Source organism: Pseudomonas sp. GV071 (assembly GCF_003050835.1).
GTDB lineage: Bacteria > Pseudomonadota > Gammaproteobacteria > Pseudomonadales > Pseudomonadaceae > Aquipseudomonas.
Genome location: NZ_QAOJ01000005.1, coordinates 84,859 through 100,340, shown reverse-complemented (window position 1 = coordinate 100,340; position 15,482 = coordinate 84,859). Strand labels below are relative to the sequence as shown.

At 62.4% G+C, this 15,482-nt stretch carries 16 protein-coding genes; 10 read left to right on the top strand and 6 right to left on the bottom strand.

Annotation, left to right across the window (positions count from 1 at the left end; all coding sequences use genetic code 11):
- The first annotated feature begins 9 nt into the window (after positions 1–9).
- The 4 genes from pcaG to C8K61_RS10990 all read left to right on the top strand — a co-directional run bounded on the left by pcaG (position 10) and on the right by C8K61_RS10990 (position 4,490).
- Positions 10–615, top strand: coding sequence for a protocatechuate 3,4-dioxygenase subunit alpha (pcaG, locus tag C8K61_RS11005; RefSeq protein WP_108096305.1), 606 nt, complete (start codon positions 10–12; stop codon positions 613–615).
- Entirely contained in the window at positions 605–1,696 is a 1,092-nt protein-coding gene (zapE, locus tag C8K61_RS11000; RefSeq protein WP_108096304.1) for a cell division protein ZapE, read from the top strand. Before pcaG ends, zapE begins: the two co-directional genes overlap by 11 nt.
- Before the next feature lie 253 nt (positions 1,697–1,949).
- The gene (locus C8K61_RS10995; RefSeq protein ID WP_108096303.1) at positions 1,950–2,792 is read left to right on the top strand and encodes an IclR family transcriptional regulator C-terminal domain-containing protein; all 843 of its coding nucleotides are present in this window, start codon (positions 1,950–1,952) and stop codon (positions 2,790–2,792) included.
- Positions 2,793–3,140: 348 nt separating this feature from the next.
- Positions 3,141–4,490 carry an MFS transporter gene (locus C8K61_RS10990; protein ID WP_108096302.1) on the top strand — a complete coding sequence of 450 codons (1,350 nt, stop codon included), beginning with the start codon at positions 3,141–3,143 and terminating at the stop codon, positions 4,488–4,490.
- A gap of 71 nt (positions 4,491–4,561) precedes the next feature.
- Here C8K61_RS10990 and C8K61_RS10985 read toward each other — a convergent pair whose 3' ends face one another.
- Together C8K61_RS10985 and C8K61_RS10980 are read right to left on the bottom strand one after the other, a co-directional pair.
- Positions 4,562–4,924 (bottom strand): hypothetical protein, encoded by a 363-nt coding sequence (locus C8K61_RS10985; protein ID WP_146174276.1) that lies wholly within the window; start codon positions 4,922–4,924, stop codon positions 4,562–4,564.
- Between the two features lie 117 nt (positions 4,925–5,041).
- Positions 5,042–5,953 carry a LysR substrate-binding domain-containing protein gene (locus C8K61_RS10980; protein ID WP_108096300.1) on the bottom strand — a complete coding sequence of 304 codons (912 nt, stop codon included), beginning with the start codon at positions 5,951–5,953 and terminating at the stop codon, positions 5,042–5,044.
- Between the two features lie 102 nt (positions 5,954–6,055).
- On the opposite strand from C8K61_RS10980, the gene C8K61_RS10975 reads away from it, so the two are divergent.
- The 4 genes from C8K61_RS10975 (at position 6,056) to hutG (ending at position 10,795) form a co-directional block, all read left to right on the top strand.
- Complete coding sequence (locus C8K61_RS10975) at positions 6,056–6,667, top strand: glutathione S-transferase family protein (RefSeq protein ID WP_108096299.1); 612 nt, start codon at positions 6,056–6,058, stop codon at positions 6,665–6,667.
- A 184-nt stretch (positions 6,668–6,851) separates the two neighbouring features.
- Positions 6,852–8,528, top strand: coding sequence for a urocanate hydratase (gene hutU / locus C8K61_RS10970; RefSeq protein WP_108096298.1), 1,677 nt, complete (start codon positions 6,852–6,854; stop codon positions 8,526–8,528).
- Positions 8,529–8,778: 250 nt separating this feature from the next.
- Positions 8,779–9,987 carry an imidazolonepropionase gene (hutI, locus tag C8K61_RS10965; RefSeq protein WP_108096297.1) on the top strand — a complete coding sequence of 403 codons (1,209 nt, stop codon included), beginning with the start codon at positions 8,779–8,781 and terminating at the stop codon, positions 9,985–9,987.
- On the top strand, positions 9,980–10,795 hold the full coding sequence (hutG, locus tag C8K61_RS10960) for an N-formylglutamate deformylase (RefSeq protein ID WP_371919987.1): 816 nt from the start codon (positions 9,980–9,982) through the stop codon (positions 10,793–10,795). The genes hutI and hutG overlap by 8 nt, the downstream gene beginning before the upstream one ends.
- Positions 10,796–10,820: 25 nt before the next feature.
- Here hutG and C8K61_RS10955 read toward each other — a convergent pair whose 3' ends face one another.
- Entirely contained in the window at positions 10,821–11,264 is a 444-nt protein-coding gene (locus tag C8K61_RS10955) for a hypothetical protein (RefSeq protein ID WP_108096296.1), read from the bottom strand.
- A 117-nt stretch (positions 11,265–11,381) separates the two neighbouring features.
- Between C8K61_RS10955 and pip the strand changes: the two genes are divergently transcribed.
- Both pip and dtd read left to right on the top strand, forming a co-directional pair.
- Positions 11,382–12,353, top strand: coding sequence for a prolyl aminopeptidase (gene pip / locus C8K61_RS10950; protein ID WP_108096295.1), 972 nt, complete (start codon positions 11,382–11,384; stop codon positions 12,351–12,353).
- Positions 12,350–12,787 (top strand): D-aminoacyl-tRNA deacylase, encoded by a 438-nt coding sequence (gene dtd, locus C8K61_RS10945; RefSeq protein WP_108096294.1) that lies wholly within the window; start codon positions 12,350–12,352, stop codon positions 12,785–12,787. Before pip ends, dtd begins: the two co-directional genes overlap by 4 nt.
- 7 nt (positions 12,788–12,794) lie before the next feature.
- On the opposite strand, the gene C8K61_RS10940 is transcribed toward dtd, so the two are convergent.
- The 3 genes from C8K61_RS10940 to C8K61_RS10930 form a co-directional block, all read right to left on the bottom strand.
- Positions 12,795–13,925 carry a diguanylate cyclase domain-containing protein gene (locus C8K61_RS10940; RefSeq protein WP_108096293.1) on the bottom strand — a complete coding sequence of 377 codons (1,131 nt, stop codon included), beginning with the start codon at positions 13,923–13,925 and terminating at the stop codon, positions 12,795–12,797.
- A 121-nt stretch (positions 13,926–14,046) separates the two neighbouring features.
- On the bottom strand, positions 14,047–14,526 hold the full coding sequence (locus C8K61_RS10935; protein WP_108096292.1) for a GNAT family N-acetyltransferase: 480 nt from the start codon (positions 14,524–14,526) through the stop codon (positions 14,047–14,049).
- Between the two features lie 90 nt (positions 14,527–14,616).
- On the bottom strand, positions 14,617–15,282 hold the full coding sequence (locus tag C8K61_RS10930) for a hypothetical protein (protein WP_108096291.1): 666 nt from the start codon (positions 15,280–15,282) through the stop codon (positions 14,617–14,619).
- Positions 15,283–15,482: the final 200 nt, after the last annotated feature.

The window sequence follows — 15,482 nt, the reverse complement described above, 5'->3', positions numbered from 1 at the left end:
GGGTGACCTATGCCAATCGAATTGCTTAAAGAAACCCCCTCGCAAACCGCCGGCCCCTATGTGCACATCGGCCTGGCCCTGAGCGCCGCCGGCAACCCGCCGCGCGACCAGGAAATCTGGAATGAAATGGCCAAGCCCGGCGCCCCCGGCGAGCACATTCTGCTGCTGGGTAACGTCTACGATGGCAATGGCCACCTGGTACGCGACTCGTTTCTGGAGTTCTGGCAGGCCGACCACCAAGGCCGCTACGACACCGATTTCAACCTGGAAAAACCGTTCAACAGCTTCGGTCGCACCGCCACCACCTTCGATGCCGGCGAGTGGACACTGCACACCATCAAGCCGGGCGTGGTGAGCAACGCCGCCGGCGTGCCGATGGCGCCGCACATCAACGTGTCGCTGTTCGCCCGCGGGATCAACATCCACCTGCACACCCGCCTGTACTTCGATGACGAAGCGGAGGCCAACAAAGCCTGCCCGGTGCTCAACCTGATCGAGCAGCCGCAACGCCGCGAAACCCTGGTGGCCACGCGCTGCGAGGTTGACGGCAAGCTGGCTTACCGCTTCGATATCCGTATCCAGGGTGAGGGCGAGACCGTTTTCTTTGACTTCTAAGCAAGACGCAGAAGGCCTGGTTGAACCCGTCGACCAGCGCATTCACCGGCGTTTCAACGATGCCCTGGAGGCCCGCGGTTACCGGGCCGACGGCGCGCAGCAGGCGGCTATAGACACCCTCGCCAGTTGGCTTGATGCCTGGCTGGCGGGGCGTCGTAGCTGGCTGCGCAAGCCCGTGGCCGGGATTTACCTGTGGGGCGGCGTGGGCCGTGGCAAGAGTTTTGTCATGGACACCTTCTTCGCCGCCGCGCCGGTGCAGGCCAAACGCCGAGTGCATTTCCACGCCTTTTTGCAGGAAGTGCAGCAGCGCATGGGCGCGTTTACCGGGCAGAACGAACCGCTGGTGCGGGTCGCCCGCGAGGTGGCGCAAGAAGCCCGGCTGCTGTGTTTCGATGAATTCCACGTGCATGACATCGCCGACGCCATGCTGCTTGGGCGCCTGCTCAAGGTGCTGGTGGACGAGGGTGTGGGGTTGGTGTGCACCTCCAACTACGCGCCGATCAACCTGTGCCCCAACCCGCTGTATCGCGACCGTTTCAAACCGGCCATCGAGCTGTTGGAGTCACGCTTCACGGTGCTCAACCTGGATGCTGGCGAAGACTACCGCGAGCGTGCCGGGGCTCAGGAAGCCTGGGGTTATTACGCCTGGCCACTGTGCCCGGCGCTGGGCGAATGGCTGGAGCAGCAGCTGCAATTCACCGACGCGGTGGAGCGCGACGTGGTGCTGGAGGTCAATCATCACCCGCTGAAGGTGCTGGCGCGCGAAGGTAACCGGGCGTTGCTGGACTTCGATGAGTTGTGCCGTCACCCGCATTCCAGTGCCGACTTTCTCTGGCTCTGCCAGCGTTACCGGCATATCGGCATCTATGGCGTGCCGACCCTGGATAACGAGGGCATCGATGTGCAGCAACGCATCCTCAACTTCGTCGACATTGCCTACGACAGTGGCGTGCACCTGCTGCTGGGCTGTGCGGCGGAACTGGATGAAGTCTGTCGGCCGGGCTCGCACTTGGACTTCGTGCGCACCCGCAGTCGTCTGCGCCAGCTTGCTCGCCAGGAGTTTTCTGCGAGCCGATCGTAACGATTCGGTTGAGCCGGCCTGCCGACGCGCGGATAGCACGACGGTGGCAGGGCTCCGATGGGAAGTGGAAACACCGAGTATTTCCTAGAGAGCGCCTCGTGAGCGCGCCCTTTGTATCGCCGTTTATGGCGACAGGGCGGCAAGGTAGGCGCCATGCCCGAGAGGGTCAATTGCGATTATCGAACTTCGGTTCGATAATCGGCCACAGATCCACAGACTGCTTACCGGCCAGACTGCACGAGACAATAACAATATGACTGACGAAGCCCGCGTATCCCTGCCCCCTCTGGCGCCGCCGATTATTGCCTCGCCGGCCAAGCGCATCGAAGCCTTCACCGGCGACCCGAATTTCATGACCTCCCTGGCTCGCGGCCTGGCGGTGATCCACGCTTTTCAGGAGCGCAAACGCCACCTGACCATCGCCCAGATCAGCCACCGCACCGAGATTCCCCGTGCCGCTGTGCGCCGCTGCCTGCACACGCTGATGAACCTGGGCTATGTCACCACCGACGGGCGCACCTACTCGCTGCTGCCAAAAGTGCTGACCCTGGGTCACGCCTACCTGTCGTCGACACCTTTAGCGGTTACCGCGCAACCGATCCTCGACCGCCTCAGCGAACAACTGCACGAAGCCTGCTCGATGGCCACCCTGGAAGGCGACGAGATTCTCTACATCGCCCGCTCGGCCACCCCGCAGCGCCTGATCTCGGTAGACCTCAGTGTCGGCAGCCGCCTGCCGGCCTACTGCACCTCGATGGGCCGCATTCTGCTCGCGGCACTGGATGACGCTGCGTTGAACGACTACATCGATCACGCCGAGATGCAGATCAAAACCAGCCGCACCGTGCACACCCCCGAGGCACTGCGCGCCAGCATCGACGAGATCCGCCAGCAGGGCTGGGTGATCATCGACCAGGAATTGGAAGTGGGCCTGCGCTCGATTGCCGTACCCTTGAAAGACTCGGCGGGGCAGGTGCTGGCGGCGCTGAACGTCGGCACCCATGCCGGGCGGATTTCCCGTCAGGAATTGGAAACACGGTTTTTGCCGGTGTTGTTGGAAGCGAGCAAAGAGCTGAGTACGCGGTTGTTTCATTAACCTGTATTTCTCCCCGGCCCTAACCCCCCGCCCGCTTGCGGGAGAGGGGTTAGGGGAGAGGGCGCTACGAGTTCATTCCCAGCCACTAGTGTTCGATAAACGCCCGCTTAGTCGATTATCGGATTGAAGCGCCCCCCTGCCGCTGCGTACTGTTCTCCCGTCGCCCTCGCGACCCCAAAGCTACGACTCCAATAAAAACAAATGAGAGCCAGCCATGGACATCCGTTCGCCGCAGCGTGCCCGCGCTTCGCTGACATCCGCTGTGCAGCGTCTGCCTAGCCCGTCCCTCATTCCTGTTCCATTCGCCTGCATGTGCCTGGCGAAGAAAAACTCACAGGAATTTTCCGCATGACCAGCCCCGCTCACGTGCCCGTTGCCGGTACGCTCGACGTACAAGGTTTTATCAACGCCCAGCCACTTTCCCGCTACCAGTGGAAGATTGTGCTGCTGTGCTTTCTGATCGTTTTCCTCGATGGCCTGGACACCGCCGCCATGGGCTTCATTGCCCCGGCGCTGACCGTGGACTGGGGCGTCGACCGCGCCAGCCTCGGCCCGGTGATGAGTGCCGCGCTGATCGGCATGGTCTTCGGCGCCCTCGGCTCCGGGCCGATTGCCGACCGTTTCGGGCGCAAGGTGGTGCTGGTGGTCGCCGTCGCGTTGTTCGGTTTCTTCAGCCTGCTGTCTGCCTTCAGTACCAGCCTCGACCAACTGCTGGTGCTGCGCCTGCTCACCGGCCTGGGCCTGGGCGCGGCGATGCCGAACGCCACCACCTTGCTCTCTGAATACACCCCTGAGCGCCTCAAGTCGTTGCTGGTCACCAGCATGTTCTGCGGCTTCAACCTGGGCATGGCTGGCGGTGGTTTTATCTCGGCCAAGATGATCCCGGCGTTCGGCTGGCACAGCCTGTTGCTGCTCGGCGGCATTCTGCCGTTGCTGCTGGCGGTGGTGCTGTTGGTGTGGCTGCCGGAGTCCGCGCGTTTCCTTGTGGTGCGTAATCGTGGTGCTGAAAAAGTGCGCAAAGTGCTGGCGCCCATCGCCCCGGCCGAAGTGGCCGTGGCCACCGACTTCAGCGTGCCGGAACAGAAAACCGTGCAAAGCCGCAACGTGCTGAAAGTGGTGTTCTCCGGCACCTACAGCGCCGGCACCCTGCTGCTGTGGCTGACCTACTTCATGGGCCTGGTGATCGTGTACCTGCTCACCAGCTGGCTGCCGACTCTGATGCGCGACAGCGGCGCGAGCATGGAGCAAGCCGCCTTCATCGGCGCGTTGTTCCAGTTCGGTGGTGTGTTGAGTGCCGTGGGCGTGGGCTGGGCGATGGACAAATTCAACCCGCACAAAGTCATCGGCACCTTCTACCTGCTGGCCGGGGTGTTCGCTTACTTCGTCGGCCAGAGCCTCGGCAAGGTCACTGTCCTCGCCACCCTGGTGCTGCTCGCCGGCATGTGCATCAACGGCGCGCAATCTGCCATGCCGTCGCTGGCCGCACGTTTCTATCCGACCCAGGGGCGCGCCACTGGTGTGTCCTGGATGCTCGGCATCGGCCGCTTCGGCGCCATCCTTGGCGCGTGGATTGGTGCGACCCTGCTGGGCCTGGGCTGGAACTTCGAACAGGTACTCACCGCCCTGGTGGTGCCGGCGGCAGTGGCCAGCGTAGCGGTGGTGATCAAAGGCTTGGTGAGCCACGCCGACGCGACGTAAGTCGGAAAAACCAATCGAGGCTGATCGGATCGCCGCCCGGCCTCGATGCTTTTAAATCTGCGGCGCCGCGGTCAGCCCTGCCCAGGTTCAGTAAGCATCACCAACGGGTCGGTGTAGTCAGGCCCGATGGGTGACGTAAGCGCCCCGGTTTGCTTGTTGATAACAAAACCGACGATGGGCTCTGCGCTGTAGCCAAAGCCACCTTGCACCACCCAGTTTTCTCCCCCATCAGTAATCTCGTTGAACGCTCCACAGCCGACGTTATGGATGAAATAGGCTTTGGCGATGTTCTGCGCTTCGAGCTGGCTGACACCGTCTGCCAGCGTTACGTCGGCCAGCAGGGCATGAACGGTTGCTTCGTTATCAGCCGCTGCCTGAACTGCACTCATCAGTGCGATCAAACCGGCTGCCATCAGGGAAATAGGTCGTTGCATGGGGTGCCTGTCGTCCGAGTTGAGGGGCGTGGGCATCATAGAGTGAGTACGTGTTTATAGGCAGCTGTCCGGGCGTTCAAAACTCACTCTCGTGTATCAACTCCGTCGAAAAGCCTTTCAGGTCGGCATTTCACGGGCGAAACCTTCGCTGTAGACGCTCGCTTGCTCCTGCATCCACTCAATAAAGTGCAGCTGTTTCTGGCTCAGGCTTTCCCGCGGCTGCCATACCAGCCAGTAGGGGTACGGGTAGGGCAACGTCAGCGGTGATAGCTGCACCAGCTCGCCGCGCTGCAGCGCACCGGCCACCAGGCTGCGGCGCTCCAGGGCGATGCCCTGACCCAGCACGGCGGCGCCGAGAATGATATTGGAGTCGTTGGCGCTGAGGCTGGGCGGCGGCAGTTGCTGCGCATCGAGCTTGGCCAACTGACACCAGTCGCTCCAGGGCGCGTCGGTGCTGTGCAGCAGCGGCCCGGCAAGAATCTGCGCCGGACTTTCGGGTAACTGGCCGCCGGCAAAATGCGGGGCGGCCACCACCAGTAATTCATCGTGGAAAAGTTTTTTCTGGGTCAGCTCCGGCCAGTGCCCCTGGCCCATGCGAATGCCGATATCGGCCAGGCCCTGACGCAGGTCCTGCAGCTCCAGGCTGGTGTGTAGGCGCAGGCGGTAGTGCGGGTAACGCTGCTGGAAGTCCGCCAGCCGTGGGGTCAGCCAATGCAGGGCGAAGGAGGCGAGGGTGGTGATCACCAGTTCGGCATCGTCCGGCCGGCCTTGCACTTGGTGGGTGGCGCTGCTTAGCGCCTGCAATGCCACGCGTACTTCCAGGGCATACAACCGGCCCGCTTCGGTCAGGCGCAGGCCACGGGCTTCGCGAACAAACAGGGCAATGCCCATGTTCTGCTCAAGGCTGCCGAGTTGCTGGCTGACCGCCGAGTGGGTGACGTGCAGCTCGTGTGCGGCCTGGGTAACGCTGCCCAGACGAGCGGCGGCTTCGAAGCATTTAAGGGTGGTGAGGGGCGGGATGTTTTTCATGTAAGTAAATCTAACGCAGAGCGTTTAATTTTGTCGCTACTCGCGGCTAGGCAAAGCTTTTATCGTGCGCTGGCCTGGTTAAGCACGAATAACGGAGTTGTCATGAAACTGATTGGAATGCTCGATTCACCTTACGTTCGCCGCGTGGCGATCTGCCTGAAACTGCTCAAGCTGGAGTTCCAGCACCTGCCCTTGTCGGTGTTCAGCACCTTCGATGAATTCCAGCGCATCAACCCGGTGGTCAAGGCACCCACCCTGGTGCTCGACGATGGCCAGGTGTTGATGGACTCCAGCCTGATTCTCGAATACCTCAGCAGCCTCAGTGCCGAGCGGCGTCTGTGGCCCGTCGATGCCAGCGCACGGGCCCGCGCGGTGCGCCTCACCGGGCTGGCCCTGGCAGGCTGTGAGAAAGCTGTGCAGGTGGTGTACGAGCACAACCTGCGGCCGGCGGAAAAACTCCATCAACCGTGGTTGGACCGGGTCTATTCGCAACTGGCTGCCGCCTTCAGCCAGCTTGAACAGGCGCTGCGTGAACAGCCGTTGAGCACGGACCCAGCGCAACTGGGCCTGGCCGAAGTGAGCATTGCGGTGGCCTGGTCATTCCGCCAGTTGATGACGCCGCACCTGGTGGATGCGGCGGATTACCCCGAAGTGGCGGCCTATACCGCCGCACTCGAACGTTTGCCGGTGTTCGCGCAGACGCCTGCGGTGTAGCTGAATAACCGGGAATGCTGACCGGGCTCTAAGGGGGCCTTTGTCGATGGGTGCCAATGTGGCCCGGCGCTATGCCTTTTGACGGGCAGGAAATGTTCAGGCTTTCCACCTCGTCATCTGCTGTGCTTTACTTGTACATACAAGTTCAGACAATGCGCTGACGCTGGCGCCCGGGAGCCGTTCAATGAGCACATCCAATCGTTACCGTGACACCGTGGTCCGCGCCGCTCGCGGCACGCAGCTGACCGCCAAGAGCTGGCTGACCGAAGCCCCCTTGCGCATGTTGATGAACAACCTCGACCCGGAAGTGGCGGAAAATCCCAATGAATTGGTGGTGTACGGCGGCATCGGTCGCGCCGCTCGCAATTGGGACTGCTATGACGCCATCGTCAAAGCCCTCACCGCGCTGGAAGACGACGAAACCCTGCTGGTGCAATCGGGCAAACCGGTTGGCGTGTTCAAAACCCACAGCAACGCCCCGCGCGTGCTGATCGCCAACTCCAACCTGGTGCCGCACTGGGCGACCTGGGAACACTTCAACGAACTGGATGCCAAGGGCCTGGCCATGTACGGGCAGATGACCGCCGGCAGCTGGATCTACATCGGCAGCCAGGGCATCGTCCAAGGCACCTACGAAACCTTCGTCGAGGCCGGCCGCCAACACTACAACGGCAGCCTCAAAGGCAAGTGGGTGCTCACTGCGGGCCTGGGTGGCATGGGCGGCGCGCAGCCATTGGCTGCCGGCATGGCCGGCGCCTGCTCGCTGAACATTGAGTGTCAGCAGAGCCGCATCGATTTCCGCCTGAAGACCCGCTATGTCGATGAGCAAGCGACCGACCTCGACGACGCCTTGGCGCGCATCGCCAAATACACTGGCGAAGGCAAAGCCGTTTCCATCGCCCTGTGTGGCAATGCCGCTGACATCCTCCCGGAACTGGTACGCCGCGGTGTGCGCCCGGACATGGTCACCGACCAGACCAGCGCCCACGACCCGCTCAACGGCTACCTACCCAGCGGCTGGAGCTGGGACGACTACCGCGCCAAAGCGCAAACCCAGCCCGCCGAAGTGGTGAAAGCCGCCAAACGTTCGATGGCCGTGCATGTCGAGGCGATGCTGGCGTTTCAGAAAATGGGCGTGCCGACCTTCGACTACGGCAACAACATCCGCCAGATGGCCAAAGACGAAGGCGTGACCAATGCCTTCGATTTCCCGGGCTTCGTGCCGGCTTACATCCGCCCGCTGTTCTGTCGCGGGGTAGGGCCATTCCGCTGGGCGGCGTTGTCAGGCAATGCCGAAGACATCTACAAGACCGACGCCAAGGTCAAAGAGCTGATTCCCGACGATGCCCACCTGCACCGCTGGCTAGACATGGCCCGCGAGCGAATCGCCTTCCAGGGCCTGCCGGCACGTATCTGCTGGGTCGGGTTGGGCCAACGCGCCAAGCTCGGTCTGGCCTTCAACGAAATGGTGCGCAGTGGCGAGTTGTCGGCGCCGATCGTGATCGGTCGGGACCATTTGGATTCCGGTTCCGTGGCCAGCCCCAACCGCGAGACCGAAGCTATGCAGGACGGCTCGGATGCCGTGTCCGACTGGCCGCTGCTGAACGCCCTGCTGAACACCGCCAGCGGCGCCACCTGGGTGTCGCTGCACCATGGCGGCGGCGTGGGTATGGGCTTTTCCCAGCATTCGGGGATGGTGATTGTCTGCGACGGCACCGACGAGGCCGCCGCGCGCATTGCCCGCGTGCTGCACAACGACCCGGCCACCGGGGTGATGCGTCATGCTGATGCCGGCTATCAGATTGCTATCGACTGTGCTGAAGAACAGGGTCTGAATCTGCCGATGGTAAACGGCAAATAAATGTAACGGCCAAACAAACTCACAGTGCTCTGCTCCCCTCTCCCGCTTGCGGGAGAGGGGCTGGGGGAGAGGGCAGGCCAAAACAAACTCAACGGCTTTTCACCCCTCTCCCACTTGTGGGAGAGGGGCTGGGGGGAGAGGGCAGGCCGTTACGCAAATCTGCTTTTTGCCCTGACACCGCTCCCTCTCCCTAACCCTCTCCCACAGGTGGGAGAGGGAACTGGATCGCCGTACTGCACAGGAGGCGCATATGCAGCACCTATGGTTCAACTGCCACGCCGCCACCATGGCTGCGGGGCAGTATTCGAACATCGAAAACGCCGCGATCGTCACTGCCGATGGTTTGATCCAATGGATCGGCGCCTACGCCGACCTGCCGGCTGGCGACTACGTGCAGCGCCACGACCTGGGCGGTGCCTGGGTCACTCCCGGGCTGATCGACTGCCACACCCACGCCGTGTTCGGCGGCAACCGCAGCGCCGAGTTCGAACAGCGTTTGTTGGGTGTCAGCTACGCCGAGATTGCAGCTGCGGGTGGCGGTATCGCCAGCACTGTGCGCGCCACTCGGGCGGCATCCGAAGAAGAACTGCTGGCCAGCGCCAGCCAGCGTGTCCGCGCCTTGTTGCGCGATGGCGTGACCACCATCGAGATCAAATCCGGCTACGGCCTGGACCTGGCCAACGAACGCAAAATGCTGCGGGTAATCCGCCAGCTCGGCGCCAGCCTGCCGGTGACGGTGCGCAGCACCTGCCTGGCGGCCCATGCCTTGCCGGCGGAATACGCCGGGCGCAGCGACGCCTATATCGACCTGGTGTGCGACGAGATGCTGCCCGCCCTGGCCGCTGAAAAGTTAGTGGATGCGGTGGACGCGTTCTGCGAGCACCTGGCGTTTTCTCCGGCGCAGGTCGAGCGGGTGTTTATCGCTGCGCAGCAGTTGGGTTTGCCGGTGAAGCTGCATGCCGAGCAACTCTCGGCACTGGCCGGCTCCAGCCTGGCGGCGCGCTACCAGGCGCTGTCGGCTGACCATCTGGAATTCATGACCCTGGCTGATGCTCAGGCGATGGCCGCCGCGGGCACCGTCGCGGTGCTGCTGCCGGGGGCGTTCTACTTTCTACGGGAAACCCAGCTGCCACCGATTCAGACCCTGCGCGAGCAAGGTGTGGCCATGGCCATTGCCAGCGACCTCAACCCGGGCACCTCGCCGGGGTTGTCGTTGCGCCTGATGTTGAACATGGCCTGCACCTTGTTCCGCCTGACGCCAGAGGAGGCGTTGGGCGGCGTCACCCTGAATGCCGCCAAAGCCTTGGGAATGGGTGCCAGCCATGGCAGTTTGGAGGTGGGCAAGGTGGCCGACTTTGTCGCCTGGCAGATCGCTCAGCCGGCCGAGCTTTCCTATTGGCTGGGCGGTGAATTGGGCAAGCGGGTAATCCGCCATGGCCGCGAGGTGCTGGATGTCTGACTTGATCGAAAACCCCTTGGTGTTTACCCGAGGCCAGGTGCCGCTGCTGATCAGCATGCCCCACGCTGGTTTGCAATTGACCCCGGCAGTTCAAGCTGGTCTGGTTCCCCAGGCGCAGGGACTGCCAGACACCGATTGGCACATCCCCCAGCTTTACGCCTTCGCCAACGAGCTGGGCGCCAGCACCCTGGCGGCCAACTACTCGCGGTATGTGATCGACCTCAATCGCCCAGCCGACGACCAGCCGCTGTACAGCACTGCCACCACCGGCCTGTTTCCTGACGTGTTGTTCGATGGCGCGCCGCTGTTTATCGAAGGTGGGCAGCCATCGGCCTTCGAGCGCGAGCGTTATCTGCAGGAAATCTGGACACCGTATCACCGCGCGCTGAGCGAAGAGCTGGCGCGGCTCAAAGCCGAGTTTGGCTATGCGCTGCTGTTCGACGCGCATTCCATCTGCTCGCACGTGCCGCGCCTGTTCGACGGCAAGCTGCCGGACTTCAACCTCGGTACCAACGACGGCGCCAGCTGCGATCCAGAAGTGGCGCAACGGCTGGTGCAGGTATGCGCGGCGGCGCCGCATTACAGCCATGTGTTGAACGGGCGTTTCAAGGGCGGGCATATCACTCGCCACTACGGGCAGCCGGCCGATAACGTTCATGCGGTGCAGCTGGAGATCGGTCAGTGCATTTACATGGATGAGCAGGCACCGTTTACCTACCGGCCGGAGTTGGCGGAAAAGGCGCAGGGGGTGTTGAAGGGGTTACTGGAAAGTTATCTGGCGTGGGGCCAAACCCGTTACGGCGGATAGACGCGGCTCCCAAAAGAGCTGGGTGTTATTTCCAATCGATTCTTGCCAGCTTCCAGTCATCCCCCTCAAACCACCATTCCAGTTTCACGCTGTAGTGGTTGGCGTTGTCGGGGATCAAACCCTGGGCGCCGGTCACGGCCACTTGCGCCTCGGTGTATCCCTTGGTGGATACGTTGGGGTCGATGCGGCTGGTTTTGCTCAGGGCGATCACCCGCACATTCTGGTAACGCAGAAACAGGCCCAGCAGGGTGCGCTTGGCCCACTCGCGGTCATCTTGCTGCTGGGCGCGGAACTCGGGGTGCAACTGTTCCATCACATCGGCGCTGTGCTTGCCCTCGAGGTTGTCCTGTAACTGCTGCACGGCGGCTTCCAACGCGGCCTGCGGGTCGCTGCGTGAGCAGCCGGTGATCAGCGTCAATGCCAAGGCGACAATCCACAGTCTGGCGAGGGGAATTATCCGGTCTGACATGCTCAACTCCGTTTTCATGGTTATGATGCCCGGCAGAGCTCAGGCGCGTTGCCCGGAAATGTACCCGACCAGCAGGGATTCCGTGTGGCACCGTCTTCATTAACAAGGGAGTGCAGCATGCAGACTTTGTATCCGGAGATTAAGCCTTACGCGCGCCATGAATTGGCCGTGCAGGCGCCGCACGTTCTGTATGTCGACGAAAGCGGTACGCCGGAAGGTCTGCCCGTGGTGTTTATCCATGGCGGCCCGGGCGCCGGCTGCGATGGCGCCAGCCGCCGTTATTTCGACCCCAACCAATACCGCATCATCACCTTCGACCAGCGTGGTTGCGGGCGCTCCACTCCCCACGCCAGCCTGGAAAACAACACCACCTGGGATCTGGTCGCCGACCTGGAAGTGATTCGTCAGCACCTGGGCATCGACAAGTGGGTGCTGTTCGGCGGCTCCTGGGGGTCGACCCTGTCGCTGGCCTATGCCCAGACTCACCCCGAGCGTGTGCATGCGCTGATTTTGCGCGGCATCTTTCTGTGCCGGCCGCAGGAGATCAAGTGGTTCTACCAGGAAGGCGCCAGCCGGATGTTTCCTGACTACTGGCAGGACTACATCGCGCCGATTCCGCCGGAAGAACGCGATGACCTGGTGTCGGCGTTCTACAAACGCCTGAGCGGCAGCGACCAGATCGCCCAGATGCACGCGGCCAAAGCCTGGTCGACCTGGGAAGGACGCACCGCCACCCTGCGGCCCAACACACAAGTGGTCGAGCGCTTCAGTGAGCCGCAACGGGCACTGTCGATTGCCCGGGTGGAATGCCACTACTTTATGAACAACGCGTTCCTCGAACCCAACCAGCTGGTGCGCGACATGCACAAGATCGCCCACCTGCCGGGCATCATCGTGCATGGCCGTTACGACGTGATCTGCCCGTTGGACAACGCCTGGGAACTGCACCAGGCCTGGCCCAACAGCGAGCTGCAGATTATCCGTGACGCCGGCCATGCCGCCGCCGAACCGGGCATTACCGATGCACTGGTGCGGGCTGCCGATCAGATCGCCCGTCGCTTGCTCAACCTGGCTCCCGAAGAGGCATGAAGGGGCTGATTCAACGGGTGAGCGCAGCACGGGTGGATGTAGCGGGAGAGACCGTCGGCGCCATCGACCGGGGCCTGTTGGTACTGGTCGGCGTCGAACCGCAGGACACCCTCGCCAGCGCCGACAAGCTGCTGCATAAACTGCTCAACTACCGCGTCTTCAGCGATGCCGACGGCAAAATGAACCTGTCGTTGAGTGATGTCGGCGGCGGCTTGCTGCTGGTGTCGCAATTCACCCTGGCAGCCGATACCAAAAGCGGCCTGCGCCCGAGCTTCTCCAGTGCCGCGCCGCCGGCCCTGGGGGCGCAACTGTTCGACTACCTGGTGAGCCAGGCTCAGGGCAAACACCCACAGGTGGCCACCGGGCGTTTTGGCGCCGACATGCAGGTGTCGTTGGTTAATGACGGCCCGGTGACCTTTCTGCTGGAAAGCTGATTAGCCTTCAGTCCAGGGTGGCCAGCTCCAGACGGTCGCGGCCGTTGCGTTTGGCCTGATAGAGGGCGCGGTCGACGCGTTTGAAAAAGCTTTCGGCATCGTCGTCCAGCCGCGGATCGAAGCGGCCCACGCCCAGGCTGGTGGTCAATGGCAGGTGCTCGCCTTGCAGGTCGATGCCGTTGTGCGCCAGGTCCTGGCGGAACTGCTCGGCCAGCAACTGCGCCTGCTCCAGCGTGGTGTTGGGCATCAACACACCAAACTCTTCACCGCCCAGACGCAACAGCGCGTCGCTGTCGCGGCGGAACACCAGGCGCATGCGTTGGGCGAACTCGCTCAGGCAGGCATCGCCGCCAGCGTGGCCGCGTTGGTCGTTGACCTTTTTGAAAAAATCGATATCCAGCAGCACCAGAGCCAGTGGCTCGCCGCTGCGTTTGGCGGCCGCCACCATGCTCTGGAACAGGCTGTTGAACTGGTAGCGGTTGCCCAGTTGGGTGAGGCTGTCGGTGCGGCTCAACTGATCCAGCGTGGCTTGCTGATGCAGCAGGCGCAGTTCCAGATCGAGGGTGGCCACGTATTCACGGTGGCTGCGGTTCAGCGCCAGCAGCAGGTAGCTGAGGTAGAACAGCAGAGTGATCAGCAGGTTGTGGCCGTTGCGCCAATCCAGCGCCATTACCGCCAGGCCCGGCACATACAGCAGCAGAATGGCGATGAACGCGCGCTTCTTGCGCATGGCGAAGTTGAAGGTCATCGCCGTGCTGAAGGCCACGGTGCTCAGCGTGGCGATCATCGCCGAGTCGTGCAGCGTCTCGCTGTACAACGCCCAGGCGTGGGCTTGGCCCCAGCACAGGGAGGTCAACAGCACCAGGCCCCAATGGCGATCCAGCCAAGACTGCAGTTGTTCCTGGCTTTGTGCTTCGGGTGGCGTGTGCAGCAGGCGGGCTGCCATCAGCGCGGCAAACAGCAGGCTGCCGGCGGTGCCACTGAGCCACATGGCCGAGGGCTCGGCACTGAAGATCCAGGTGAGCAACCAGGCCAATAAGTAGTAGATGCCGCCCAGGCGTGTGCGAACACGGGTGTCTTGGACTTCACGCCAAAGGGCAAAGGTATGGGGCGAACGCGGTAATTCGGCGTCGGTCATGATTTGTGATCACAGGAGCTGCGTTGCCGGAGCATAGTGCTTTCGCGGTGAAAAAAATATCAAAACGCTATCACTGGTAGTGGCACTCAGCGCGGATTCTCTGGGCTGGCGACAAGCGGTATCACAGCGCTTTGCGAAATTGCAGCAAGGCCACTCGTTGGCCGAGATGATCGCGGCGTTCTTCCACGCCATACACCTGATAGCCGAGGGCAGGGTAGAGCAGCAGCCCGGCACTGTTGGCGTTGAAGCAGCTCAGTTGCATTTCACGTGCGGCAAAACGTTCGCGAGCGATCTGCTCCATTTGCTCGATCAGATAGTGGGCCACGCCCTGACCCCGTGCCCAGCTCGCCACCATCACATTGCCCAGGGCGCAGTATTCGCCGCGCTTGCTGGTGTAGAAGTTGGCGAAGGCCGCAAGGCGCCCGTCCAGCTCAACCACCGTGCTGGCTTCGCGTGCGGCAACGGCTTCAGCCAACTGGGCCAGCGTGAACGGCCAGGTGCCTTTGGGGTAGCAGAAGAACAACTCTTCGGCGTTTTGCGGAATGGCCACGACCTGGGGCAGGTCGTCAGCCGTGGCGGGGCGATGGCTGAGTAGGGGCATGCGGGGCTCGCGGTGACTGGCACGGATGGGGCAGCTTAACTCGAGTGGGGCGGCGAACAACCTTGAGCAGGTGTTCGCCTGGCCACTGCCTCAGTCTTTCAGTGCGGTCTGCACGGCAGGGTCTTCGATCAGCTGTTTGAGCTGCTCGCGATAGGCGCCGAGGATGTTGTTCTGCGGCGAAGAGCTGGAGGTGACGGTGATCACGTCGCGCTCTTTGACCTGATGCTCCACCACCCGCCCGCGGTCGCTGCGGAACACCGAGACATCGGTGTCGGTATCGAAGTTGAAGTCTGATACCCAGTTGAGGTTGATGCTGAAGTACCACTCTTTAAGGTCCAGGACGATCAAGCTGTCGGCTTTGTTCTGCAGTAGCAGCGCCTTGGCTTCTTCTTCGCTGGGTACGCTGGTCAGGTTCAGGGGTTGGGCGGTCCAGCCTTGCTTCTGCAGGCCATTGGTCAGGCGGTGTTGCAGAAAGGCCGAGAGGTCACGGTTTTTGTCGCCGTCTTCCACGTCCAGCACTTGCGGCACGCTCCAGTCGAAGGGAATGCCGAAGCTGCCATGGGCCACACCAATGAAGTTGCGCGGCTTGCCGGCTTTAACTCGGTCACGGTTGTCGACCACGCTGATCAGCACGGTGCCGCTCTTGGCGTATTGCGGCTTGGGCAGTTGGTCGTCGAAGGGGATGTGGGTAACGCAACCCGTGAGTAGTGCGGCGCCGAGCAGCGCGGCGAGGGTGCGCAAAAAGCCGTATTTCATCGGGGCAAGTCCTTATGCAGTCAACTGCGTGCAAATGGCCGCACAAGCGGCGAGAGGCAGGAAGCACGGCAGTCGTGGTTCGGCTTCCTTGCCGGAGCAGGCACGTTACTTGGCTGATGGCCCTTTGCCAAGTGGCGACGACCATTCGTCCAACACCTCGCACTCTTGCCTGGCGCAGCGGCCCAACGCTGTACATCAGA

Excerpts from the sequence above, each read along its gene's own strand:
- pcaG (WP_108096305.1), top strand. The coding sequence starts at position 10 with ATGCCAATCGAATTGCTTAAAGAAACCCCCTCGCAAACCGCCGGCCCC.
- C8K61_RS10995 (WP_108096303.1), top strand. The coding sequence starts at position 1,950 with ATGACTGACGAAGCCCGCGTATCCCTGCCCCCTCTGGCGCCGCCGATT.
- C8K61_RS10990 (WP_108096302.1), top strand. The coding sequence starts at position 3,141 with ATGACCAGCCCCGCTCACGTGCCCGTTGCCGGTACGCTCGACGTACAA.
- C8K61_RS10985 (WP_146174276.1), bottom strand. The coding sequence starts at position 4,924 with ATGCAACGACCTATTTCCCTGATGGCAGCCGGTTTGATCGCACTGATG.
- C8K61_RS10980 (WP_108096300.1), bottom strand. The coding sequence starts at position 5,953 with ATGAAAAACATCCCGCCCCTCACCACCCTTAAATGCTTCGAAGCCGCC.
- C8K61_RS10975 (WP_108096299.1), top strand. The coding sequence starts at position 6,056 with ATGAAACTGATTGGAATGCTCGATTCACCTTACGTTCGCCGCGTGGCG.
- hutU (WP_108096298.1), top strand. The coding sequence starts at position 6,852 with ATGAGCACATCCAATCGTTACCGTGACACCGTGGTCCGCGCCGCTCGC.
- hutI (WP_108096297.1), top strand. The coding sequence starts at position 8,779 with ATGCAGCACCTATGGTTCAACTGCCACGCCGCCACCATGGCTGCGGGG.
- hutG (WP_371919987.1), top strand. The coding sequence starts at position 9,980 with ATGTCTGACTTGATCGAAAACCCCTTGGTGTTTACCCGAGGCCAGGTG.
- C8K61_RS10955 (WP_108096296.1), bottom strand. The coding sequence starts at position 11,264 with ATGTCAGACCGGATAATTCCCCTCGCCAGACTGTGGATTGTCGCCTTG.
- pip (WP_108096295.1), top strand. The coding sequence starts at position 11,382 with ATGCAGACTTTGTATCCGGAGATTAAGCCTTACGCGCGCCATGAATTG.
- dtd (WP_108096294.1), top strand. The coding sequence starts at position 12,350 with ATGAAGGGGCTGATTCAACGGGTGAGCGCAGCACGGGTGGATGTAGCG.
- C8K61_RS10940 (WP_108096293.1), bottom strand. The coding sequence starts at position 13,925 with ATGACCGACGCCGAATTACCGCGTTCGCCCCATACCTTTGCCCTTTGG.
- C8K61_RS10935 (WP_108096292.1), bottom strand. The coding sequence starts at position 14,526 with ATGCCCCTACTCAGCCATCGCCCCGCCACGGCTGACGACCTGCCCCAG.
- C8K61_RS10930 (WP_108096291.1), bottom strand. The coding sequence starts at position 15,282 with ATGAAATACGGCTTTTTGCGCACCCTCGCCGCGCTGCTCGGCGCCGCA.